The organism is Lactococcus cremoris subsp. cremoris NBRC 100676 (assembly GCF_001591705.1).
In the GTDB taxonomy this organism is placed as follows: domain Bacteria; phylum Bacillota; class Bacilli; order Lactobacillales; family Streptococcaceae; genus Lactococcus; species Lactococcus cremoris.
Genome location: NZ_BCVK01000023.1, coordinates 1 through 21,804 on the forward strand (window position 1 = coordinate 1; position 21,804 = coordinate 21,804).

At 34.4% G+C, this 21,804-nt stretch carries 18 protein-coding genes, 7 tRNA genes and 1 rRNA gene; 1 reads left to right on the forward strand and 25 read right to left on the reverse strand.

All coding sequences use genetic code 11. The features are described 5' to 3' along the window. Window positions 1-4: 4 nt before the first annotated feature. The 4 genes from LLA01S_RS05460 to LLA01S_RS05475 form a co-directional block, all read right to left on the reverse strand. Window positions 5-163, reverse strand: coding sequence for a hypothetical protein (locus LLA01S_RS05460; RefSeq protein WP_011675106.1), 159 nt, complete (start codon window positions 161-163; stop codon window positions 5-7). A 121-nt stretch (window positions 164-284) separates the two neighbouring features. Beyond that, window positions 285-638: a DUF1648 domain-containing protein gene (locus tag LLA01S_RS05465; protein ID WP_011675105.1), complete on the reverse strand. Its 354-nt coding sequence runs from the start codon at window positions 636-638 to the stop codon at window positions 285-287. 225 nt (window positions 639-863) lie between these two features. Beyond that, window positions 864-1,166, reverse strand: coding sequence for a hypothetical protein (locus LLA01S_RS13110; RefSeq protein WP_011675104.1), 303 nt, complete (start codon window positions 1,164-1,166; stop codon window positions 864-866). Window positions 1,167-1,570: 404 nt separating this feature from the next. Beyond that, window positions 1,571-1,936 carry a hypothetical protein gene (locus tag LLA01S_RS05475; RefSeq protein ID WP_021211008.1) on the reverse strand — a complete coding sequence of 122 codons (366 nt, stop codon included), beginning with the start codon at window positions 1,934-1,936 and terminating at the stop codon, window positions 1,571-1,573. 690 nt (window positions 1,937-2,626) lie between these two features. Here LLA01S_RS05475 and LLA01S_RS05480 point away from each other — a divergent pair. Then, window positions 2,627-3,409 (forward strand): alpha/beta hydrolase, encoded by a 783-nt coding sequence (locus LLA01S_RS05480; RefSeq protein ID WP_174519539.1) that lies wholly within the window; start codon window positions 2,627-2,629, stop codon window positions 3,407-3,409. 659 nt (window positions 3,410-4,068) lie between these two features. Here the strand turns inward: LLA01S_RS05480 and LLA01S_RS05495 are convergent. The 21 genes from LLA01S_RS05495 to pth form a co-directional block, all read right to left on the reverse strand. Next, window positions 4,069-5,235, reverse strand: coding sequence for a mannitol-1-phosphate 5-dehydrogenase (locus LLA01S_RS05495; RefSeq protein ID WP_061777957.1), 1,167 nt, complete (start codon window positions 5,233-5,235; stop codon window positions 4,069-4,071). Window positions 5,236-5,383: 148 nt separating this feature from the next. Then, complete coding sequence (locus tag LLA01S_RS05500; protein ID WP_061777958.1) at window positions 5,384-5,815, reverse strand: PTS mannitol transporter subunit IIA; 432 nt, start codon at window positions 5,813-5,815, stop codon at window positions 5,384-5,386. Between the two features lie 46 nt (window positions 5,816-5,861). Continuing rightward, complete coding sequence (locus tag LLA01S_RS05505) at window positions 5,862-7,796, reverse strand: BglG family transcription antiterminator (protein ID WP_061777959.1); 1,935 nt, start codon at window positions 7,794-7,796, stop codon at window positions 5,862-5,864. Window positions 7,797-7,855: 59 nt separating this feature from the next. After that, window positions 7,856-9,679: a PTS mannitol transporter subunit IIBC gene (locus LLA01S_RS05510; protein WP_061777960.1), complete on the reverse strand. Its 1,824-nt coding sequence runs from the start codon at window positions 9,677-9,679 to the stop codon at window positions 7,856-7,858. Window positions 9,680-9,828: 149 nt separating this feature from the next. Continuing rightward, window positions 9,829-9,902: transfer RNA gene (locus tag LLA01S_RS05515), tRNA-Asn, on the reverse strand. Window positions 9,903-9,908: 6 nt separating this feature from the next. After that, a 5S ribosomal RNA gene (gene rrf / locus LLA01S_RS05520) occupies window positions 9,909-10,024 on the reverse strand. Between the two features lie 2 nt (window positions 10,025-10,026). Further along, window positions 10,027-10,100, reverse strand: a tRNA-Ile gene (locus LLA01S_RS05525). Between the two features lie 14 nt (window positions 10,101-10,114). After that, a tRNA-Gly gene (locus LLA01S_RS05530) sits at window positions 10,115-10,185 on the reverse strand. A gap of 11 nt (window positions 10,186-10,196) precedes the next feature. Then, window positions 10,197-10,269: transfer RNA gene (locus LLA01S_RS05535), tRNA-Phe, on the reverse strand. A gap of 5 nt (window positions 10,270-10,274) precedes the next feature. Then, window positions 10,275-10,348 (reverse strand) — tRNA-Met (locus tag LLA01S_RS05540). 10 nt (window positions 10,349-10,358) lie between these two features. Then, a tRNA-Ser gene (locus tag LLA01S_RS05545) sits at window positions 10,359-10,448 on the reverse strand. A gap of 5 nt (window positions 10,449-10,453) precedes the next feature. Further along, window positions 10,454-10,525, reverse strand: a tRNA-Glu gene (locus LLA01S_RS05550). A gap of 220 nt (window positions 10,526-10,745) precedes the next feature. Beyond that, the gene (gene ftsH / locus LLA01S_RS05555; RefSeq protein ID WP_061777961.1) at window positions 10,746-12,833 is read right to left on the reverse strand and encodes an ATP-dependent zinc metalloprotease FtsH; all 2,088 of its coding nucleotides are present in this window, start codon (window positions 12,831-12,833) and stop codon (window positions 10,746-10,748) included. 205 nt (window positions 12,834-13,038) lie between these two features. Beyond that, window positions 13,039-13,590: a hypoxanthine phosphoribosyltransferase gene (gene hpt / locus LLA01S_RS05560; RefSeq protein WP_011675094.1), complete on the reverse strand. Its 552-nt coding sequence runs from the start codon at window positions 13,588-13,590 to the stop codon at window positions 13,039-13,041. Further along, window positions 13,571-14,839, reverse strand: coding sequence for a tRNA lysidine(34) synthetase TilS (gene tilS / locus LLA01S_RS05565; RefSeq protein ID WP_061777962.1), 1,269 nt, complete (start codon window positions 14,837-14,839; stop codon window positions 13,571-13,573). The genes hpt and tilS overlap by 20 nt, the downstream gene beginning before the upstream one ends. After that, the gene (locus tag LLA01S_RS05570; RefSeq protein ID WP_021165759.1) at window positions 14,836-16,173 is read right to left on the reverse strand and encodes a serine hydrolase; all 1,338 of its coding nucleotides are present in this window, start codon (window positions 16,171-16,173) and stop codon (window positions 14,836-14,838) included. The genes tilS and LLA01S_RS05570 overlap by 4 nt, the downstream gene beginning before the upstream one ends. A 140-nt stretch (window positions 16,174-16,313) precedes the next feature. Beyond that, window positions 16,314-16,637 (reverse strand): S1 domain-containing protein, encoded by a 324-nt coding sequence (locus tag LLA01S_RS05575; RefSeq protein ID WP_011675091.1) that lies wholly within the window; start codon window positions 16,635-16,637, stop codon window positions 16,314-16,316. Beyond that, window positions 16,637-17,011, reverse strand: coding sequence for a septum formation initiator family protein (locus LLA01S_RS05580; protein WP_021165758.1), 375 nt, complete (start codon window positions 17,009-17,011; stop codon window positions 16,637-16,639). The genes LLA01S_RS05575 and LLA01S_RS05580 overlap by 1 nt, the downstream gene beginning before the upstream one ends. Before the next feature lie 30 nt (window positions 17,012-17,041). Continuing rightward, window positions 17,042-17,311 carry an RNA-binding S4 domain-containing protein gene (locus LLA01S_RS05585; RefSeq protein WP_011675089.1) on the reverse strand — a complete coding sequence of 90 codons (270 nt, stop codon included), beginning with the start codon at window positions 17,309-17,311 and terminating at the stop codon, window positions 17,042-17,044. A gap of 316 nt (window positions 17,312-17,627) precedes the next feature. Beyond that, window positions 17,628-21,116, reverse strand: coding sequence for a transcription-repair coupling factor (gene mfd / locus LLA01S_RS05590; RefSeq protein WP_061777963.1), 3,489 nt, complete (start codon window positions 21,114-21,116; stop codon window positions 17,628-17,630). Continuing rightward, window positions 21,117-21,683 (reverse strand): aminoacyl-tRNA hydrolase, encoded by a 567-nt coding sequence (gene pth / locus LLA01S_RS12620; RefSeq protein WP_061777964.1) that lies wholly within the window; start codon window positions 21,681-21,683, stop codon window positions 21,117-21,119. It abuts the gene before it with no gap. Window positions 21,684-21,804 lie beyond the last annotated feature (121 nt).

Consider the following 21,804-nt stretch of genomic DNA (forward strand, 5'->3'; position numbering starts at 1 on the left):
GGAATTAATTTAACGAAGGCAGAGAAATATTTTTTTCTTCAACAACCATTAATTGCCCATCTTCTAATTTTACGATACAACTATATTGATAATTTGATTCATCACCAAATATAACAGTAGCTTTCTGTCCATCAGATAATATGATGATGTCACCTTTTCTCATGATATAAATTCTTTCTCTTTTGTAAAATCGGGTTTTAATCAGCTTGACTTTGGGGTATACCTGCTAATATACTTGTTAAGCACTGACAGATATTGGCATAAAATTTATTTAGTGAATTATATTATAACATCCTGAAATAAAGATAGTAAACTCCTATCATCATAATTAGCAAGAAAGTCAGTATAACTATAGTAATTATTTCCGCTGATGCACTCCTTGTTAATAATTTTTCTTGTGAAGATATTGATTTTCTTGACATAAAAGTTGGTAGAATCAAAAAAATTAATGGAAATATAAATATAGTTGCTTTGTTTCCCCAGTTACTAGGCTCAAACCTTAGTCCAAATTGGACAGGTATGATATTCGGTAAGTTCAAGTAAAGATATATTGAAAATGCAGTAAAGGGTATGGACAACAGTAAGAAGAATATCATTATTTTTGAATAAATTCTATCGATTAAAATTAAAAATTTCATAGCTCATTTCCTTATTAGTTTATATCTAAAGCCTGAATTATTCATGTATAGGAACTGCATCCATAGATTTTACCGAGCGGGCAATGGGAACAACTCCCTTTCTTTCTTGTTCACTTTTAAAGCCTAACGTAATTTCAGAATTATCATCAGGGAGTTTTTTTGCAGCCTTTGAGACTAACTTTTGAAGTAAAATAATTTTATTTTTAGATTGCTTGTCCCCCAACCCTAATCAATATAAGTATTTTTCAATTCTTTTGAATCATCATATTTTTCAGGAGCTATATTAATCATAACTCCCTTAGAAATATCAGCATTAGTGATATTGTGTTCAATTTTAAACACCCATTTATATTCGCTTTTATCTGCAAGTTCTGACTTTAAATCTGAAATGACTGAATCATATTTGCTGTTATCATTCTGCGATATTTTCGAACTAGAACTTTCGGGCTTAAGTGCTTGATTAGTTGAGCATGCCGAAAGTAATAGGATAGAAAAAACAGCAAAACTAGACAATATAATTTTTTTCATAAAATACTCCCTCCCAGTTTTTAGTGACTGGGAACACCTAATTTTTCATTTTCACGCGCCCAAGCGCTTTTTATTTTGTATTCCTAAATTCTAGGACTGGGTAACGAATTCTTAAAACTTCAAAATAAATTTTACAAAAAAATAACCCAACACCCCGCCCAATATACCACCAATAAACATATAAATGATAATAAATTTATTTATCACTCCGGTTGTTAATTTAATTTTTTCTAACACTTTCAAATAAACTCATTTCTTAAATTTGATTTTTACTGAGATTAATAATTTTTATCCTGTTATGACAAACATTAACCGTTTTCCAAAAGAGGGTTCGGTGATGAAAATCATAGTAGGTCCAAAAGCTGTAATTCGTTTTGTGATTTCCAAACAAGTAGTCTGTAAGTTTATTTATATTTTTCTAAAAGTGAGCCTAGTTCTTTTTTCTGCGCACCATACCCTATCATTGTTTTATTGACTCTAAAATCAGGAACTTCGTTATCTTTAGTAGTCACAACCATTTTATAAGCAAGTAAACCTTTCTTAAAAGTGACCGATTGTATCTCTTCTTGAGGAATAATGATTATATCTCCTTCTATTTTCCCCATTGGAGTGATTGGTAATGTTAAAATTCCCGATTTATTGAATACAACTACCACATAGGCCCCCTGTGCTGAACTTATATTTGCCCAAATAATTTTTTCTGTTCCATCAAAGACTGCTTTTTCTTTTAGAAATGAAACAATTTCCTCCCGTTTTAAAATTAATCCCATTTTATTCTCCTTTTTTCAAAATACTTAAAAATATATAAGATGTGAACCTAAGTCAGGTATCCAACTGCTCACAATTAACCGCCTAGCCTTTCAAAGCTTCTATAACCTCTTTTTGGGGTTCTCAATCATTATTTATAGAAGAGTCTTCAATTCTTCTTAGTTCATTTATCACTCTCATTTTTGTTATCTTTCAAGTCTTTAAACGTTTGTTAGGCTTCTTTACAGCCGTCAGCAAAATTTACTATTTCTGATAAAGTGATAAGTTCAGATTACCTATTATTTTTCTCGCTTCTCACCTCGGCACCATAAGCAAGAGTACCTCTATCTGTTTTTCTCATACTTTGATTATATCCTAATATTTTACTACTTCCAAGAAAAACTTGCATAAATAATCAAGTTAATATTGGAATGATGAGTCTAAGGAAATTCAAATTAATAGCTGATACACTAAGCTACCTTACGAAATTTTTAGATATTATCACACAATTAGACATCCTTTTTAAAAAGCCGTATAATACAAGTATGTATACAATAGATTTCATAAAATTTTAAGGCTCTTGAAGTAATTTGTGAAAAATAATTAAATGTAATCTTAAAATTAGAAGCTTACATCAAAAAATTGTATGATATTAATATTATAAATGAATAGAGGTAGAAAAAATAAAACACAAAAAAATAATCATTATTACGATGATACTAGTGCTTGTTTTATCACTGATACTATCTTATGGCTCTATAAAATACAAATCTGAACAAAAAACGGCTCAAAACCAAGTTCCTTTCATACTAATTCCTGGAACTGGAGCAAACGGGGATCGATTTGATAGCTTCATGAATAAATTGATGAAGAAAGTCGGAAAAAGAGATGTCCTGAAAATTAATGTTAAGACCGATGGTACTACACAATATACATCTTCGTTGACTAAAAAATCTAATAATCCTTTTATTGTAATTAGTTTCTCAGATAGTTCCGAAAAAGGAGTAGACAAACAAGCAGAATGGACTGAAATAGCAATGAAAAAGGCCCATCAACTCTATTCCTTCAAAGCTTATAATGCATTAGGACATTCTAATGGAGGATTAGTTTGGACGATTTTCTTGGAAAAAGAAGCGCAAAAGCCAACCTCACAAATGAAAAACCTTATTACACTAGGAACACCATATAATTACCTCGATCCAAAAGCAAATCCTTATCCAGATAGAGCATCATTAACTGAAACAGATATGTTAAAATGGATGGTAAATAAAAGAGAAAAAATCCCACATAACTTGAAAATGATTTCAATTGCCGGAAATTATAAAGATAACAGTGATGGCGTTGTTCCTCTGACTAGTTCACTTTCAAGTAGTAAAATATATAAAAAAGAAATCGACAGCTATAGTGAAAAAATAGTTAGTGGAAGTAATGCACAGCATGACCAACTAACAGAAAATCAAGAAATTATTGATTATATTGTTCATAAATTCTATTAACTTTCATGCTTGTTTTTTCAATTTTTGTATAGAAGGGGACAAAACTGAGAAAATTGATTTCATCCTATTTAAAAGTAAAAAAAAACGGTTAAAGTCTCTTTTCCCGTTTTTTTATAGCGATTTTTTCAGAAATACAGTTATAAAAATAACTGCGATATCTTTTCTGAAATCAAAATCTCTCACCCATAGGAAGAGCAAAATTATTTTATTACAAGAACCAAAAAAAGCCGCATATCAGTGATATACAGCCTCTTATCTGACGAAAATTACTATTTTTTATTATATAAATTTACTGAGATTTGGTGGACATCATTTTTTCAAAGAACCTATTAAAAAATTTTTACAGGTTTTTGAGGTTTTACGAGTACACAAAAAAACACTGATTGAATGCCGTGTGCTCCTCCGTGTATTGAACCCGCTAAAACGCTAGGTGGGTGTTCTCGCTTCGCATCAGCTTCCCCTACTTTCGTTCGAGGTATTACGCTACCGAATGTCTCATGAACCCCTATGCAATACAAATATAGTCGGTCAAAAAAATGAAAGAGCTCGCACATTCCAGTGCTTTTTCTATGGTTCTATAATAACACTTTTTATCTTTTTTTTCAAGAGAAAGCGGTTAAATTTCAAGTCAGAAAATCCATCGATAAAATATTCTCTGTCTACTTGCTGTCATTTTTATATTTCTTAATCACTAGTTCGATTTCCAAAATTATTTTTTTATTTGATAGGCCAGTGACTTCTTCAATAAGCCTTTGAAGATCCATTGTGCTAAGCTTTTCTTGAAGTTGAACTGACTGACTATCATTTTCATCCTGGTAAGCAAAAATTTTTCCAACAATATCTAAATGATTTTGATAAGAGAGACCACGTTCATTTAATTCACGAATAGGGCGAATAAAGCGTTCGTCATAACCTAACTTTCGAATAGGTGTTCGTGCAACCCGCGTCACCTCATCAATAATTTTTGGATTAGCAAAGCGAGAGATAATCATTTGATGATAGCTCATCAAATCTTCTTCCGTAAAATATTGGGGCCATTTGGCTAAAAGTAAAGCGCGTGTTTCTTTCTGTACACCCTTTAAAGCACTTAAAATCTCTTTGTGCTGTAAACCTTCCAAAATTGTTTTATAACCTTTATATGCGCTAGAATAAGCGACTGTAGCGTGTCCTGAGTTTACAGAGAAAAGTTTACGCTCTATGAAAGGTTCAAGATTATTGGCATAATGAACGCCTTCAAGTTTAAAACTTTTATTTTTTATCTGACTCTCGTCAATCACCCACTCACAAAAGGGCTCTACTTCAACATAAAGAAGATCTTCATGCTTTTGACCAGGTACAATGCGGTCAACGGCAGCATTGGGAAACCCTATGTAGTTTGCAAGGTAAACTTTATCAGAGTCTGATAAATATTCAGCCACCTTCTTTTCTAAAAACTCTGAGCCCCCAATCATATTTTCACAAGCAATAATATCTATTTGGACTTGCTTATTCTCTTCTTTACGTTTTTGAATACCTTTGGCAACGAGCTCAGCAATATAAGGCAAAATATTTGGTCCAATTGCTGTCGTTACTATATCAGCTTGAGCAATTGCCTCAATTACATCCTCAGGATTTTCACCATTGTTAATCCCAAATAGTCCTGAAACAAAAATTTTTTCAGGACTACTACTTGCGATACCAATTTCATAAGAATGACGAGTATTAAGTTCATCAATTATCGCCTTATTCGTGTCAACGAAGTAAATCTCAAAGCCATTTTTACTTAGAATTTCCCCAATAAAACCACGACCAATATTTCCTGCACCAAAATGTACTGCTTTTTTCATCTTACTTACTGCTCCTTTATTTAGATAGTAAAAAGTTCAAATAGAATCTTCTAAAATCCCTTTAAATAAGCAATTGTAAGCTTTTACATTGTGGTGGTAAATATAAAAAATGGCACCAAAAGTTGTGCCATTTTTTTGATTTTATTGATTAATTTTCAAAGTATTTTGCAATCTCCTCAACTGATTGAGCATCAGCCATCTTTACAACATTGTCAACGTCAGCACAAAAAATTGAAATTTTTTGAATGAGGTCAAGATGCTCATCTTCTATTCCTGCGATTCCAAAAAGCATCGTTGCTAGTTTCGGATTTTCTTCTGTTCCAAAATTTACTCCTCGAGGAACTTGGACAATTATGACTCCTGTTTTTAAAACTTCTTTTTTTGCTGAATCCGTCCCATGAGGAATCGCAATAAAATTACCCATATAAACCGATAATTCTTTATCTCTATCAAGCATCGCTGAAACATAATTTGAGTTGACGTATCCTCCATCAACCAACAATTTTCCACAATAATTAATTGCTTCTTCCTTATTTGAAAAATTTTGATTGATTTTAATAAGATCTTTTTGGATTTCCATTTTTCTTCACCTTTCTTAGTTTACTAGGTTTACACACGTCGTAAACCTAATCACCATACTGTTTAACAGCTTCTATGATTATTTCCCTTAGCAACTCACTAACAATTTCATAGTTACCGGAATCATATATTCTTGTATAAAGCTTATTTTCAATAATCGAACTTGAAAGTTTTCCGAGTAAATATGAAACATATTCTGGTACTTCTGGAGGTGCCAAAAGTAGTAAAACACGATTAATTTTTATCATTTGATGGTCCATTGCCATCCCCTCAATTTCCTGACTTAGCTCATAAATCTTGCATAGTGGACTTGAAATCGATGAATGAACTGCATGAAAAAGAGCAATATTGGTTTCAGGAATTGCCAGATGTGTCTCCCGAAATCTTTCTTCTATTAGTTCTGCTAATTCTCCATCATCTTCGTTTACAGTTTTAGCGATTTGTTTTACAGTATCGCTCAAATTTGGCTGGTTTGAAAGTGTCTTAATTTCAAAAGTGCTTAAAATTTCATTACCAGTCGTAAATAAGTCATTAAGATTTAAAAAGTTTCTTTGCTCTTTTGAATCAATAGTTAGCGTTCGCGATTTTTGTTGAATATGTCTTAATTGATGACGAGTATCATCCAGATTTTTTTGATCTAACATTGGATTGATATAAAGATAATCAAACTCCTTCTCAGTAGTAAAAATAACATCATATTGGGATTTGACAACTTTCACAGAATTTTGAATGAGGTCTATTTTTTTTAAGAATGGAAAATTTTTCCTTAAATTACTCATGACAAATTCACATGAAATCCGTCCAAGATTACTTACGAGTGCTGAACGCAATGGTAAAACAAGGTCACTTCTTTCCAAGGTTGAAACAAAATGAAGGGTTACAAAAGTGATTTCCATTTCTGAAAAATTTTTATCAAAAATCAACTTCAATGATTCATTGACGGCTTTATAAATTTCTGGATTATCTTTCTTAATTTTTTTGATAAAATCATTTTCTTTTTTAGGAAAAAGAATGGGTAACATCTCTGATTCTTTGAGATGAGCGTAAAGCAAACCATATAATCGGTCGTCTTTTCCAAATTCAATCTCAAGTTTTGTGGAAACTCGATCAATAATCTGACGAATTTTATAGGAGAAATCTGTATCAAATTTTTCCATAAATAATAATTCTCGGCCAAATCCAAAATATAAAATTTCATAGACCGAAGCAAGATAAGTAATTTCAGATACAACAAATTTTGTTACTGACAGAGCTGTCAGTAATTTATTAACAAAGTTCAGCGCTCCTTTGCTTGGACTACTAAGACTCTCACTTGTGATGAAATGTCCCTCGTCTATCCGGATTAGAGTTGTTACAAGAAAGAGTTCCATCAGCACTCTCACTTTATCTGTCATATCTTCTGGCAAGATTAGGGATTCAAAAGCATCATAAGCTTGCTTAAATTTATCTAAGTCCAAGATACTTAAAAGTTTATTGTCTGAAAGTTGATTACTAATCAATTCTTGAAGCGATGCAGAATTATATATTGCAGCCACAAATACTGACCGAATATTCTCTTCTAATCCCTCAATCTTTAGGCCCCGCTCCCTTATTAATGAAATTTCATTTTCAAGTAAGGTCTGTTCTAATTGTCTCAAATCATTCGTGACCGTTGGCTGACTAATACCAAAATAATCAGTTAATGAAAAAATGGATGCTTTATTTTCAATCAATAAAAGTATCTCGCCGTACAAGCGCTCAGTCATCGTATATTCTACTAGTTCATGAGCTTGAGAAAGTTGCTTTATATCTCCTTTTATAAAATATCCTTCCTCAGAAGTTTGTAAACTTATCTCTTCTGGTAAAGATTTTTGTAAGTTATTTAAATCGCGATAAAGGGTTCTGCGACTTGTTCCTGTTATTTCCATCATTTCTGGTATCGTAAGCGTTCCACGTTTCAAAAATGTATGGATTAATTTTTGCTCACGACTTGTTAAAAACATAAATATTCCTTTTTGTTTTGATTTCTACTTATTCACTAATCAGCTAATCAATCGATTTTTTATTTGTTCATTCGATTTACCATATTGATGTATTCTGGAGTAGTAATCAAAGACTCAACGGAAAGATGTTGAGCATTTGGAGCTTTCTGTTTTGCTACTGTCGTGAATTCTTCTTTTGTAACAATCATGATGTTTTTAGCATTAAATGCGCCTAATCCAATAAATTCAACATCAGAAATAGGAATCTTGACATCATGTCTGCTAAAAATTGCCTGTAAGGTTTCTTTGCCCATAGTACTTGAACCAATGTGTAAACCATCATGAGCGAAAACAACTTCATCAATTTGATTCAAATCTATCTCTTCTCTACTGACCAAGTCGTCAGCAATGATAGGTTCACTGACAGCTTCGTCAGTATTCATTAGATTACTGATAATTTCATCGTAACGAGGTGAGTTAAGGAAATTAGCCACTGAATATCTATGAGCATCAGGAGCCATTGTCGCAGCTCGTGGCGCAAGTTCCTCTTGTGTGACGACAATTGTGTCAAAACCGGCTTTTAAGTTAGCAATGGCGACATTCGTAACATCTTGCCCCAAACCAGCTTTTTTGACTTTATTTCTCAAAATAGAAGCACCCATGGCCGATGAACCCATTCCCGCATCACAAGCAAAAATGATGTGTTTAATCGCAGAAAAATCGACTCTGTCAGTAACAATATTGCTGACAGAGTCTTGTCCCTTACTGACAGCCTTATCAGTAGCTACTCCTACTTTGGCATTTTCAAAAGCAGAATCATCAATCATCGATTTATCTCGTTTTAAAATGAAGGCTGCTACAAGAAAAGAGACAATTGCTGCTACAGCAATCCCTGCCCAGACGCAAAGAACATTTGCAAAGCCTCCCACTGATTTACCAGATGCCATTCCCGTGATTGCAATAATCGAACCAGGTGAAGCAGGAGCTGCAAGACCAGAACCTAATAAGTTATTTGTTAAAGTTCCAGACACCCCGCCAGCCATGACGGCAAAAAAGAGAGCAGGTTTCATCATGACATAAGGAAAGTAAATTTCATGGATTCCACCAACAAATTGAATTAAAATCGCACCAGGTGCTGTTGCTTTAGCTGAACCCTTACCAAAAAGCATAAAGGCAATCAGAATTCCAAGCCCTGGACCGGGATTAGCTTCCAATAAAAATAGAAGCGATTTCCCATTTTCAGAAACCTGTTGAATTCCTAAAGGTGATAAGATTCCCTGATTGATTGCATTATTTAAAAATAAAATTTTTGCTGGCTCAATAAAAAGATTAGCAAGAGGAATTAAATGGTTAGAGATTAAAAAGTCTACGCCATGTCCCATCACATCTGTTAGCCAAGCCACAAGTGGGCCAACCACTTTAACAGCAAAAAGAGATAAACCAAATCCCACTAAGCCTGCTGAAAAGTTATTTATAAGCATTTCAAGGCCCGCTTTAATATGTGGTTGAATATATTCATCAAATTTTTTTATTAACCAAGCGCCAAAAGGTCCTAATATCATCGCTCCTAAAATCATAGGAACATTTCCTTTAGCATTCAGACCACCTACAGAAATACTAGCTGTCGCAATTATTGAACCAAAGGTTGCAATCGCACCAACTACTCCTCCACGGTGCTCATAAATATTTTTCCCACCGGTATAACCAATCATTAAGGGAATAAGAAAAGCAAGCATGGGACTAACCATCGCTGCAAAAGTTTTATTAGGTGTAAAACCATCAGGAATGAAGAACATCGTCAACACCCCCCAGGCAATTAAAACAGGAATATTGGGCATTACCATATTAGATAATGCAGTACCAAGTTTTTGAACTCGTACTTTTAAGCTTACAGTATCAGTCATTTCAGACTCCTTTACATAGTAACTAATATAATTATATTGTAACCGCTACCAATAAGACTGTAAATAAAAATCCTGACACAAAAGGACGTGCCAAGATTTATTAATGAAATTTATAAAATAAAAAAAGTCACCCTTAGGTGACTTAGTTACTGCGGATGTCAGACTCGAACTGACGACATCATGATTAACAGTCATGCGCTACTACCAACTGAGCTAATCCGCAATGTAAACTTGGCATCGTCTTTATCTCCCAGGGGGCAACCCCCAAGTACTTCCAGCGCAATAGGACTTGACTTCTGTGTTCGACATGGGAACAGGTATATCTCCTATGCAATTAATACCAAATATGGGAATTCCAGGATTCGAACCTGGGACCCCTGCGTTATCAACACAGTGCTCTAACCAACTGAGCTAAACTCCCAAAATATTAAGTTAAGCGGATGACGAGAATCGAACTCGCGTAGCCAGCTTGGAAGGCTGGGGTTCTACCATTAAACTACATCCGCTAAATAAGGAATGGCGCGAGACGGAATCGAACCGCCGACACATGGAGCTTCAATCCATTGCTCTACCAACTGAGCTACCGAGCCTTTAATTGCGGGAATAGGATTTGAACCTATGACCTTCGGGTTATGAGCCCGACGAGCTACCTAGCTGCTCCATCCCGCGATAATTAAAAAGGAGGATGTGGGATTCGAACCCACGCACGCTTTTACACGCCTGACGGTTTTCAAGACCGTTCCCTTCAGCCGGACTTGGGTAATCCTCCAGATATAGTCCGTACGGGATTCGAACCCGTGTTACCGCCGTGAAAAGGCGGTGTCTTAACCCCTTGACCAACGGACCATATATTGTTGTGCTGTCTCAAACAGTACTTTTCTATTATACACTTTTATATTTTTTTGTCAAGAATAAACTGTGTTAACTTTTCAAAATAATATATTTAATTCATAATAAGAAAGTCAGTCGTCTCAAACGACAACTATTTAATTATATCAAAATAATATTTTTTGTCAAGAATAAACTAAATGAATTATTCTAAAGCATAAAAAAAAGAAAAACAGCCTTAATTGGCTGTTTCATCTTCTGATTTTTCCTTATTTTCTTCTGGTTTAGAATCTGTTTTTTCTTCACCATTATAGATATTAATGTTTGAAAAATCATCAACATTCGCATTTGCATCTTTGAGAGATTCTTCAAATGTTTTTGGTTCTGGTACTTCTAATGCAGCTGCTTCATCAGGCATTTTACCTGTTGTAAAGAGCGACATGATTTGTTTCGCATCGAGCGTTTCGTATTTAAGCAGAGCTTGCGCAATTGCTTTATGTTGTTCACGATGTGTTTCAATTGCTTCTTTAGCACGGTCATAAGCTTCACCAAGAATACGACGCACTTCATCATCAATCATAACAGCAGTAGCTTCTGAGTAAGTCTTAGTCTGACCATAGTCACGGCCGATAAATACTTGATGGTCTCCTTCATAAGATACCATACCAAGTTTCTTAGACATCCCATATTCAGTTACCATTGAACGAGCAATGTGTGTTGCTTTTTCAATGTCATTTGATGCACCTGGAGTAGCTACACCAAAGACAATTTCTTCACCAAGTCGTCCACCCATAAGGCTGGCAAGTTGGTCTTGAAGATGAAGATTAGTTGGTTGCATGATTTCTTCATCTGGAAGAGCTAGCATGTAACCACCGATACGTCCACGAGGGACAACGGTAACTTTACGAACAGTAGATCCATTTTCAAGAACGAGACCAACAATAGCATGACCTGCTTCGTGATAAGCCACGATTTCACGCTCACGCATTGATTGAATACGATCTTTCTTAGCAGGACCAGCCATTGCACGGTCCATTCCTTCATCAATATCAGCAGCATTGATTTCTTTTTTATTTTGACGTGCAGCAACAAGAGCAGCTTCATTCAAAACATTTTCCAAATCAGCTCCGACATAACCAGGAGTTTGTGTAGCAACAGTGTGTAAATCAACATCACTTGCTAAAGGTTTGTTTTTAGCATGAACTTTAAGGACAGCTTCACGACCTTTAACATCTGGTGCTCCGACCAAGACTTTACGGTCAAAACGACCTGGACGTAAAAGCGCTGGGTCAAGCACATCTGAACGGTTAGTTGCAGCGATAACGATTACTGAGTTTCCATCGTCTTGGAATCCATCCATTTCAACAAGCAATTGGTTGAGGGTTTGTTCACGTTCATCATTACCCCCACCTAAACCTGCACCACGTTGGCGACCAACAGCATCAATTTCATCGATGAAAATGATTGATGGAGCAGTTTTCTTCGCATTTTCGAATAAATCACGAACACGTGAAGCCCCGACTCCGACAAACATTTCAACGAAATCAGAACCTGAGATACTATAGAAAGGAACTCCTGCTTCACCAGCAACAGCCTTAGCAAGCAAAGTTTTCCCTGTACCCGGAGGGCCTTCAAGGAGAACACCTGCTGGGATACGAGCACCTAAATCGTGATATTTTTTCGGATTTTTAAGGAAGTCAACAACTTCAACAAGCTCTTGTTTTTCCTCTTCAGAACCGGCAACATCAGCAAAACGAACTTTTGATGTTTTACCATCTTGTTGTTTAGCACGAGATTTACCGAAGGACATCGGATTTCCACCGCCGCCTCCGCCACGAGCGCCCATTCCACCCATCATGAGCCAGAAGATACCAACAAATAAAATCATTGGGATGATATATGAGAGAATTTGAACCCACATACCACTTGATGACGCTTGAACGACACTAAGTTTTACATCATTACTTTTAGCTGCATTTTGGATATCTTTGACAACACTGTCAGTTGGAATAATATAAGCTTGGAAGTTTTTAACTTCACTTGTAGTATTACCTAAAAGTGGGAAATTGTTTGTTCCTTTTACCTTTACAGGTTTTTTATACTCACCTGTTACAGTAATTAAGCTATCTGATGGTTGCATTGTGACGTTTTCAATATTATTATCATCAAGTTTAGTCATCAATTGTGAATAGCTAATTTTATCCACTCCTGATTGATTACTACTGAAGAAGAAATTGAAACCGACAACAACAACAATAGCCAATATAACCCACATTAAGATATTTTTTACAAAATTTCCTTGTCTTGGTTGTTTGTTGTTATTCATATTTTCCTTATCTTTTGTTTATTTATTATTAGAAAAGCCAAGAATTTACTTCTTAGTATCACTGGTAATAAAGGATACAAGCTAATCAATAACAGCTATACCTAGTTATAGCATATTTCCTTTTGGAATGCTAATAGTAAGTATTGGTCAGAGATTTTTTCATACTTTAGTCTGAGAAAATTTTTAACCTACTTAAATCAATGAATTATTTACTATAAACCTCAGGCTTCAAAACCCCAACATATGGGAGGTTACGGTAGTTTTCTTCGTAGTCCAAACCAAAGCCAACAACAAATTCATTTGGAATGGTAAATCCTGAATAATCTGGTTTAATTTCAACAATTCTTCCTTCTGGTTTATCAAGAAGCGTAACAATTTTTACATTTGCTCCACGATGTTCCAAAAGTTCTTTTAGATATTTTAAAGTGCGACCTGTGTCGATAATATCTTCAACAATCAAGATTTCACGACCTTTAACCGCTGTATCAACGTCTAAAATCAATTTTACTTCACCAGAAGATTTTGTTCCTCCGTGATAGCTTGATACGGTCATAAAATCAGTTTCAAGATGACAATCAATATGTTTGATTAGTTCAGCTAAGAAAGGAACTGACCCACGAAGAATCCCTAAAACTAAAGGATTTTTCCCTTCGTATTCTTTTGTTAATATTTCTCCAAGTTCTTTGGATTTTTCAATAATTTCTTCTTCTGAAACTAGTACTTTTTCAATGGCCTTATCAAGATTTTTTTCGAGCATCGTTGATTTCCTCTCCTATACTGGGTTTGACCCATAATATTCTTCTAATTTTATCATTTTTGAGCGCTTTACTCAAATCAGAGCATGCGACTCCGACGATTGCGTAAAGTTTTTTTTCGACAAAGATGAGAGGGTTCTCACGAGCTTGTAAGGGAACATGATTGTCAATAAAAAACTTTCGTAATTTTTTATGGTGACCATTAATCAATATTTGATCACCAGGTTGTCGCTTACGAATTTCTAATTGTCCTTCTAAAGGTAAGTATACTTCCATAAAACTTGTATCGTTAGGATTTTCACTTAAAATTTCGAGTGAAGCTGTGATTAACTTCCTTTTTTCAATATAAAAGTGATCTTTGGTCTTCACGAACTGAAAATCTTTATTCAATTGAGCAGAATATTGTTGTGGACGTCTGATAATATGTAAGATTTCTTCAAATTTTTTCTTACTTACTTTTATTTCTGGGTACTGAGCAAAAAATGCTTGTAAAATGAAGTGCTGTAATTCTTTTGTTTGAGAAATAAATTTGTGATAAGAGATTTTTTCATCAATAATTTCAAGTTCCGAAATTCTTTGATTAATCACTGTTAAGGCCATTTTTATTTCTGAGCTTAAATCACTGATTGCCTGAGAAAATTGCGGATTTTCTTTTGTTAATTCAGGAATAAGCTGATTACGTATTCTATTTCTAAAATAATCTACTCCTTGATTGGTCGAATCTTCATAAAAGACCGCCGCATCAAGCTCTTCTTTTGTAAATTTGAGTAATGGACGAATTAATTGTCTCTTAGCAAAGGGTTGGCAGTCAGCAATTCCCTGTAAACTTCTCAAAGGACGCCCAGTAATTTGACGCATTAATACAGTTTCAACGACATCGCCTTGATGGTGTGCAGTCAGAAGAACATCATAATTTTCAGCTATCATTATTTTTTCAAAAAAGTGGTAGCGAAACTCCCGAGCTTTTTGCTCTGTAAACTCTCCTGTAAACCTGTCAACAAAAATTGGAATCTCTAGGTCACTGGCCATTTTACGTAAGGATTGTTCTTCAAAGTCTGATTCGGGTCGTAAGCCATGATTAATGTGAGCTATTCCCAATTCTATATGGAGCTTTGCTCTAAGCTCATAGAGCCAATTAAAGAGGGTCATTGAGTCTTTACCGCCTGATAAAGCCAGTAAAATTTTCGAATTTTCCGCAAAGTATTTTTCTTTAGTTACTATTTTTAGAAATTTAAGTTGAGCTGGTGTCATTTCATAACTCCATAAACATCTTGTGAAATATTCTTTATTTCATCATCACTTCCACCATTTGTTTCAATGACCAAAAGGTAGGGCTCACTTGTAAAGATAATGGCTGCATCGTGATTATCTGTATCCGCACCACCTATTTTATGTGCTACTGGAACATTTTTAGGAATAGCTGCTTTGATTTTTACATCATCAAAATCAGTATCAAATAGAGCATTAAATGAAGCTCCTCCCTCATTATAAAGCGCTTCTAGCATTTTACCAACCATCTGAGCAGAAGCATTTCGTTCTTTTGGATTCCATTCTTGTCCAGCAATTTTGTTGATTTCTTTTTGATAATTTGGATTAAATTCTTGGATTTCATAGTAAGCAAGCATGTTACTTCCTACATTATCTGAAAGTTTTGCCGTTCTATTTATGATGTCTTGCAGACTATAATATTTATTGTCTGCTGTCTTTGGCAAGTTTCCTGTCCCTTCTGGTTTGTAACTTCCATAAAAAGTATTAATGGCTGGTGTATACAAAAGTTTGTCATCAAGAGAAGCCAATCCTTCATTGAGCCTTTTCTGAGTCCAATAAAGAATTGGAATTTTAGAAAGACTTGCTGAATACATTTCTTGATTTTGATTTACACCAGCTGTAAACTTGTCATTAAGTTCTTTTACATAAATTGAATATTTTTTATCATTATATTTTTTATTTAGTAGGGTTTGAACTTGCTGTATTTTAGGATTTTCTAAGGAAATATCATCTTCTGAAACCCAACCTTTTTGACCACTCTCCAATGAAATTTCATAATAAGTTCCCCAGTTAGTTTTAGCAATTTTGTCCGCCAAAATTTGATGTGTCCCATTCAGCCTTGTCATTACTTGGTTATCGTAAGTGGTTACTGGATTGTAAAATACGTTGACACTTTTATTAGTATAGATAGTTCTATTTGTATTTTCCCGAGAAATAGTGACATCTGAGATAATATTTTTCTTGTCAGCTAAAATATATTTTCCATCCTTGAGTTTAAAAGCTTTCCCAGCAATTTCTGAAATATCTAACTGCGTTTTAGCGGAAAGCTTTCCTACAGATTTTGTCAATTGTTCATCTTCATAGAGTTCTAGGTCTTGAAGAGCCACGGCTCTTGGAGGAATTGAGTCCCAAGTTTCTTTTTCTGTAACTTTATCTGCTACGACAATATTTTTAGGTTTGCTGACCGCTTTGTCAGCAAAATATCTTGATTGCGGGAAAGCAAAAAAGCCCGGAATGATCATCAAAAGCATCACCAAGGCTACCCCGCTATTAATTTTTATTCTTTGTTTTTGCATGATTAAAACCTTGCCCAACATCTTATTCATTCCATAGAATAATTTCTGTTGTAATCTTTATCTTTTTAATTCCTAGAATTTTTCATAAAATAGGTGCTATTTTTAGTCAATAGAATAATCAAAGAAGAAACTAAATAACTTTCTAAAAGTAAGAAAGTTATTTAGTTTAATTCGCGATTTTTTTGTTCAAGCTCTGTAATTCTTTGCTGACTACTTTCCAAAAATTCAGCATAGACATTTTTGAAATTTTTTTCTTGGTAGTTTAAATCGATTTTTCCATCTTCATGTACCTTGAAAACTTCAACACCAATCAAATCACCAATTTGAACTTTTGGATGATTCTTTGGAAACTGTGACCAACGCAAAAGCCCACTATTTTTACTGACAGTTTTGTCAGTACTTTTTTTGATTTCGTCAGTAAGTTCATCAGCAGAAATTTTTACAAAAAGTCCAAATCTTGTAATATTTTCAACTTGTCCAATCATTAATTTGACCCGTTATTTCCAATTAAAGGACTGTCGGTAGTGAAAACTTTTTCGTCACTTTGAGAATATTCTTGCCCATCACTACGAGCAAATTTTTGCAGATAGTTAGGGTCTTGCAGTTTATTGATTTCTTCTTTTTTTATTGTTACTTCTTTAGAAAGACTTTCATATTGTTTCTTTGCATTTTGTTCTAAAGCGACTTGCTTATGCAAAGTTTCATATGATTTTATCAAACTCATACTTGTTAGACTGAAAAGTAAGATTGCCACAATCAAAATAAGTCCCAAATGTTTTCTTTTTGGTACTACTGTTAGATTTCTTTTTTTCTGATTTTGACTATATTTATTATTTAGTTGAATCACTTGTTTTGCCATGACACCCTCCAATCCACTTTGTGATGATAATCATTCTATTTCTTCTGTTATCCGTGTTTCACTGATGAGTTCATACATTTTATCAGCATCCTCTTTACGTGTAAATTCTTTTAATTCAGTCACTCGAACTTCAACGATTTTATTTCCAAAACGGATTTCAATCGTATCATTGAATTTTACATCGGACGAAGATTTCGCTAACTTTCCATTAATTTTAATCCGACCTTTGTCGGCAACTTCTTTCGCAACTGGACGACGTTTAATCAAGCGCGAAACTTTTAAAAACTTATCTAATCTCATGGATAGATTATAACATATTTCATTTTGTTTGAAAATGCCTTTATTTATAATAATAAAGCTCTATCAGTAATGACAGAACTTTATTATTTTACTGACAGATTTATCAGTTCATTTTATTTACTATTTTTAGCCCTTAAGTTTTAAACTTTCGGCAGGTTTACTCTAATATCTCCTGTTATAAGTGAAAGGGAAAAAGAATTGTTCTCAATAAGGCCAGCAAGCCTCACCAGATAATCTAAAATTAATGACAAATGCTTCAGATTTGGGAAAAAATGACTGATTATCCCAATATCATAATTATAAAAAGGAAAAATAATTAGCGAACTTTATCATAACTATCTCTTATTGTTGATAATTCTTCTACAAAATTCATTATCTCACTCAAAAGCACAACGGAATTTCTATTTTCTATTTTCAAGCGGAAAGTCATTTTGCCATATTTTTCACCGACAGAAGCTTTCATGCTTGTTTTGGCCAAAGCCTTAAAATAATCTTGTGGATCATAGGTTGTATTAGCTACTTTTTCTAAAGTGACAGTTATTTCAAATCGAGATTTCTCAATTTTTTCGACTAGAGCATTGTCAGCAAAATGTTTCAATAAACCAATTTCGAGAAGATAAGCGACTTCATCTGGATATTCTCCAAAACGGTCAACCAATTCTTCTTGTAGTTCTTCATAAATCTCACGACTATCAATCTGACGAATTCGTTTATAAATTTCAATTTTTTGACGTTCATCAGAGATGTAATAGGCAGGAATAAAGGCATCCAATTCCAAAGAAATTTCCACATTTGAGGTCCGTTTTTGCTTACTTGTGCCAAGTTTGGTATGAATAGCCTCTTCTAAGAGTTGTGAATACAAATCAAAACCGACAGAATCAATAAATCCTGATTGTTCACTCCCAAGTAAATTACCAGCCCCACGGATAGACAAATCACGCATAGCAATCTTGAAACCTGAACCTAATTCAGTAAAGCCTATAATTGCTTCTAAACGTTTTTCCGAAACTTCTGATAATATCTTTTCAGGTCGATACATAAAGTAAGCATAAGCCACCCGATTTGAACGTCCCACACGACCGCGCAGTTGATAAAGTTGTGACAAGCCCATCATATCCGCATTTTCGATGAAAAGTGTATTAGAATTTGGAATATCAACACCTGTTTCAATGATTGTTGTTGCAACAAGTACATCATAATCGCCAGCAATAAAGGCAAGTAAAGTATTTTCCAGCTGTACCTCGGTCATTTGACCATGTATAAAGCCAATTCTAGCTTCGGGGATTAATTCTTCTAATTGTGAAACCTTTTGCTCAATAGTGTCAACTCTATTGTAAACATAATAAACCTGTCCACCACGAGAGATTTCTCTCAAAATGGCATCACGAACCACACCGTAGTTTGTTTCCATGACATAGGTTTGAACAGGATAACGGTTGGTTGGTGGTGTTTCAATAACTGACAAATCACGAATTCCAAGCATTGACATATGGAGTGTCCTAGGAATAGGTGTTGCTGTCAATGTCAAAACATCAACTTGAGTTTTCAATTCTTTCAGACGCTCTTTATGCTTAACTCCAAAACGTTGTTCTTCATCAATAATCATCAAACCTAAATCAAAAAATTCAACATCTTTAGAAAGCAAACGGTGGGTTCCAATAATTAAATCAACTCGTCCTTTTTTCAATTTAGCTAGAATTTCAGTTTGTTGTGTTTTGGTTTGAAAACGACTGAGAACCTCAACATTCACTCCAAAGTTAATAAAACGTTCGGTAAAATTATTGAAATGCTGTTCAGCAAGGACTGTTGTTGGCACAAGGACTGCAACTTGTTTCCCATCATTTATAGCTTTGAAAGCTGCTCGCATCGCAACTTCTGTCTTACCAAAACCAACGTCACCGACTAACAAACGATCCATTGGGCGTTCAAGTTCCATATCATGCTTAATTTCATTGATCGAACGGATTTGGTCTTCCGTTTCAACATATGAAAAACCAGAATCAAATTCTTCTTGACTTGCATCGTCTGGTGAGAAGGCAAAACCTTTTTTCGCCTGACGTTCAGCATAAAGCTTAATCAAATCATCCGAAATATCTTCCACTTGTTTACTAACAGAAGACATGGTTTTACGCCAGCGCCCATCATTCAATTTGTTGATTTTAGGGCTTTTTCCTTCACCAGCTGTATACTTACTGAGTAAATCTAAGTGGTCAACTGGAACAGAAATTGTATCCCCATTTTGATATTGAATGGTCAGATAGTCACGATGCATTCCTCCGACTTCAAGCGTTTGTAAACCTAAATATTTCCCAATCCCATGATTTTTATGGACAACAAAATCACCAACCGCGAGTTCATTGTAATCTTTGAGTCTTTCAGCATTTGTAATATTTAGCTTGCGTGCCTTTTTCTTACGCATTTTGCCAAATATTTCATGCTCAGTCATGACGACTAATTTTTCATCAAGAAAATTAAAACCATTGGACAGCTGCAAATCAATCAGATTGACTTTACCCACTTGAATAGATTCTCTGTCAACCTCTTGTAAACTTAAATCTAATTCATGGAGTGATTTACGGAGCTTTTCTGATGATACAGCTAAAACAACTGTAAACTCTTGCTTAATAAATCGTTCAACTTCAGTGTAAAAAAGTTCTAATTGACCGAAAAATTGTTGCATTGAATGTTGTTTGAAATTATAAAGTTGTTCAAATCTGAGATTTCCAAGTCCTTTTTGAAAATTTGAAAAGAAGGTAGCAGGCTTATAATTTCTAACTTTTGCCATTGTATCTAGCAAATAAGTCTGCCCTTCAAAACCTCTTTCCATTGCTTTTTCAGATAAAATGAAATCTGCTAATTCCATTTCTAACTTATTATTAATTTCATTTACTTTTTGAAAATCATCAATAAATATTTGAACATTTTTTGGAAAATAATTTAAAAGTGAAGTTTTTTTATCATAAAAATACTCGGCAAATTTTCGTAAGTCTTTGTGATAATAGTGATTTTGAGCTGCCGAAATCACTTCTTCCATATATGATTTTGCTGACGGGTCTGTCAGCAAATTTGTCATTTCTGTCAGTGATTTTGCACCCTTATCAAACTCATTGTCAGTCAAAATAAAATCACTAGCCGGATAGATTTCCAAACGCTCAAGACTTGTCAGTGAACGTTGACTCTCTACATCAAATGAACGAATCGTATCAACTTCATCACCAAAAAACTCTAAACGGACTGGATTTTCCGCGTCCAAAGGATAAATATCAACGATATCTCCTCGCATTGAAAATTCACCCGGCGTCATCACGCGTTGTGTCTTTTCATAACCAGCATTTGATAATAAATTAACTAAATTTGATAAGTCATATTCATCTCCAGAGGTCAGTAAAAGATAATTTTCTAAAAAGTTTTCGGGACTTGGTAAATAGCTCCGTAATGCCAAAAATGGCACAACCAAAAATCCTGTTGACTTTTCGTCAAGTAGGAAATTAAGTGCCTCAAGTCGATAAGCAACTCGATCTTTAGATGCAAGTGCGAACTCTGCGTAGATGTTATCATCAGAAAAAAATTGAAAAACTTTTTCTTCACCAAGCAAAGTTGACAGTTCATCATAAAGTTCATTCGCATGAAACTGGCTGTCAGTAACAATAATGTATTTCTCAGCAACATTTTCATAAGCATTTGCCATCACTAAGCTCTTTGCTGTTCCTGACAATCCTGTCAGTAAAGTTCGCTCACGCTTTAAAAAACCTTGTTGCCATTTTTGTAGTTGCCAATTTTGGTCAAAAAATTCAATAATATTCATTTAGTTAAATTTATTCATTGTCTTTTGAAAATCACCATTTTCAAGATAGAATTTCATTGCATCAACAGCTTTGAAAATTCCATCTTGAGCGATTTCCTTATCTTCATTGTCAAAACCAGAGAGTACATGATTCACAACTGTCATCCCATGTTTTGGACGGCCAATCCCAATTTTTACACGGTTAAAAGTTTGACTTCCCACATGTGTAATGACTGATTTTATCCCATTTTGACCACCTGATGAACCTTTTTGTCTTAGACGCACGCGCCCAACTGGTGAATCCAAATCATCATGCATGACCGTTAAATCTGCCTCATCTATATTATAATATTTCAAAAGTGGTGCCACCGCACGACCAGATTCATTCATGAAAGTCAAAGGTTTCACGAGAAACAATTTTTCACCATTCACAAATGTTGACGCGACAAGCGACATAAAAGGTTTTTCCTCTTTAAAATCTACATTTAGCTCATTTGCCAGTAAATCAAGTGCCCTAAAGCCCATGTTATGCTTCGTTTTTTCATATTTATCGCCTGGATTTCCCAAGCCAACAATCATTTTTGTCATTTTCTCTTATTTTCTTTTCCTTATTTTATCTAATAAAAGCCAAAAGGCCGATTCATAAAAATCAGCAATTAAGTTTATTATAACATGTTTATTTACCTAGAGGAGCAAAAAAAAGACTCAA

Excerpts from the sequence above, each read along its gene's own strand:
- tilS (WP_061777962.1), bottom strand. The coding sequence starts at position 14,839 with ATGACACCAGCTCAACTTAAATTTCTAAAAATAGTAACTAAAGAAAAA.
- LLA01S_RS05505 (WP_061777959.1), bottom strand. The coding sequence starts at position 7,796 with ATGTTTTTAACAAGTCGTGAGCAAAAATTAATCCATACATTTTTGAAA.
- LLA01S_RS05495 (WP_061777957.1), bottom strand. The coding sequence starts at position 5,235 with ATGAAAAAAGCAGTACATTTTGGTGCAGGAAATATTGGTCGTGGTTTT.
- LLA01S_RS05510 (WP_061777960.1), bottom strand. The coding sequence starts at position 9,679 with ATGACTGATACTGTAAGCTTAAAAGTACGAGTTCAAAAACTTGGTACT.
- LLA01S_RS05460 (WP_011675106.1), bottom strand. The coding sequence starts at position 163 with ATGAGAAAAGGTGACATCATCATATTATCTGATGGACAGAAAGCTACT.
- LLA01S_RS13110 (WP_011675104.1), bottom strand. The coding sequence starts at position 1,166 with ATGAAAAAAATTATATTGTCTAGTTTTGCTGTTTTTTCTATCCTATTA.
- LLA01S_RS05580 (WP_021165758.1), bottom strand. The coding sequence starts at position 17,011 with ATGGCAAAACAAGTGATTCAACTAAATAATAAATATAGTCAAAATCAG.
- hpt (WP_011675094.1), bottom strand. The coding sequence starts at position 13,590 with ATGCTCGAAAAAAATCTTGATAAGGCCATTGAAAAAGTACTAGTTTCA.
- mfd (WP_061777963.1), bottom strand. The coding sequence starts at position 21,116 with ATGAATATTATTGAATTTTTTGACCAAAATTGGCAACTACAAAAATGG.
- LLA01S_RS05500 (WP_061777958.1), bottom strand. The coding sequence starts at position 5,815 with ATGGAAATCCAAAAAGATCTTATTAAAATCAATCAAAATTTTTCAAAT.
- LLA01S_RS05465 (WP_011675105.1), bottom strand. The coding sequence starts at position 638 with ATGAAATTTTTAATTTTAATCGATAGAATTTATTCAAAAATAATGATA.
- LLA01S_RS05480 (WP_174519539.1), top strand. The coding sequence starts at position 2,627 with ATGATACTAGTGCTTGTTTTATCACTGATACTATCTTATGGCTCTATA.
- ftsH (WP_061777961.1), bottom strand. The coding sequence starts at position 12,833 with ATGAATAACAACAAACAACCAAGACAAGGAAATTTTGTAAAAAATATC.
- LLA01S_RS05575 (WP_011675091.1), bottom strand. The coding sequence starts at position 16,637 with ATGATTGGACAAGTTGAAAATATTACAAGATTTGGACTTTTTGTAAAA.
- LLA01S_RS05585 (WP_011675089.1), bottom strand. The coding sequence starts at position 17,311 with ATGAGATTAGATAAGTTTTTAAAAGTTTCGCGCTTGATTAAACGTCGT.
- pth (WP_061777964.1), bottom strand. The coding sequence starts at position 21,683 with ATGACAAAAATGATTGTTGGCTTGGGAAATCCAGGCGATAAATATGAA.
- LLA01S_RS05475 (WP_021211008.1), bottom strand. The coding sequence starts at position 1,936 with ATGGGATTAATTTTAAAACGGGAGGAAATTGTTTCATTTCTAAAAGAA.
- LLA01S_RS05570 (WP_021165759.1), bottom strand. The coding sequence starts at position 16,173 with ATGTTGGGCAAGGTTTTAATCATGCAAAAACAAAGAATAAAAATTAAT.